We start from the raw sequence: 1,150 nt of genomic DNA, 5'->3' as shown, positions 1-1,150 counted from the left end.
CCGGGTCGATGTGCGCATTATCACCGCCACCAATCGCAATCTCGAAGAGGCGGTAAGCAAGGGTGAGTTCCGCGCCGATCTCTACTACCGAATCAATGTCGTCAGTATCTTTTTGCCCCCACTGCGGGAGCGTCGTGAGGATATCCCCGCCTTGATCGAACATTTCCTCGCCCGTTACAACGCCGACAACCAGCGCAAGCTGACCCTCACCCCGGAAGCGTTGCAAACCATGGTGTCCTGCTATTGGCCAGGCAATGTGCGGGAACTGGAAAACTGCGTCGAACGCACCGCCACCATGATGCGCGGGGATATCATCCACAACCTCGACGTGCCCTGTCAGCGCAATCAGTGCCTTTCCATGGCCTTACGACCACTGGAAGGGAGCCATCCCATCATCACCATGAAGGTGTCCGACAGTAATAATATGTCGCCGCCCATCATGCCCGAGCCGGCGCGGCACGTGGTGGCTGCGTCGGTCGCTAACGGTGAGGAGAACACGGCACCATTGTCAGAAAGGGACCGCTTGATCCAGGCGATGGACCGTTGTGGCTGGGTACAAGCTAAAGCCGCCCGTTTGTTGGGGACAACCACCCGCAAACTCGGCTATGCCCTCAATAAACATGGCGTGGAAGTCAAAAAACTCTAAATTCGCGCCTGCCGTGCCATTGTTACCCCCCCGTTTGTCCGGTTTTCGACAATTTTCGCCGCGCTGCTGGAAACACACGTAACGTTACCGACAAAGCGTCGGATGGTTTATCAATAACGTATTGAAAAATAATATTTCCAATCCCTGGCATCACTTTTGCTAAAAATAATGCAAGCGTCAGCTTCTTAGGAGCAAGCCGATACATCCATGAGGCGCGCGGTTTTCCATCGTTCACTGAAGATCCGTATGGAGGATTACGCCCATGGCATCCCAAATAATTTCTCTTTCCAGTATTGCCACACCCAATAACGGGGTGGATCTGGATGAGATCATGCAGCAAAAGGCAGAACACCAAGGTTGTGGCACGAGCGGCGGTTCCGGCAAGGCCAGTTGTGGCACCGGAGCGGGGCAGGGAGATCTGGCACCGGAAATCTGGGAAAAGGTCAAGAATCACCCCTGCTATAGCGAAGAAGCGCATCATCATTACGCCCGCATGCATGTCGC

Annotated in this window: 2 protein-coding genes and 1 pseudogene; 2 read left to right on the top strand and 1 reads right to left on the bottom strand. The window is 54.6% G+C overall.

What is annotated here, in order from left to right; genetic code table 11:
- On the top strand, positions 1-646 hold a 646-nt coding region (locus HF921_RS13140; RefSeq protein ID WP_215893995.1), incomplete at its 5' end, for a sigma 54-interacting transcriptional regulator.
- A 22-nt stretch (positions 647-668) separates the two neighbouring features.
- Here HF921_RS13140 and HF921_RS13135 read toward each other — a convergent pair.
- Complete coding sequence (locus tag HF921_RS13135; RefSeq protein WP_215893994.1) at positions 669-881, bottom strand: hypothetical protein; 213 nt, start codon at positions 879-881, stop codon at positions 669-671.
- 27 nt (positions 882-908) lie between these two features.
- Here HF921_RS13135 and HF921_RS13130 point away from each other — a divergent pair.
- A pseudogene (locus HF921_RS13130) lies at positions 909-1,150 on the top strand (nitrogenase cofactor biosynthesis protein NifB); the annotation flags it as partial.

The sequence above is a fragment of the Acidithiobacillus ferriphilus genome (genome assembly GCF_018854775.1).
In the GTDB taxonomy this organism is placed as follows: Bacteria; Pseudomonadota; Gammaproteobacteria; order Acidithiobacillales; family Acidithiobacillaceae; genus Acidithiobacillus; species Acidithiobacillus ferriphilus.
The sequence above is the reverse complement of the archived record's forward strand: the minus strand, read 5'-3'. Positions and strand labels throughout refer to the sequence as shown.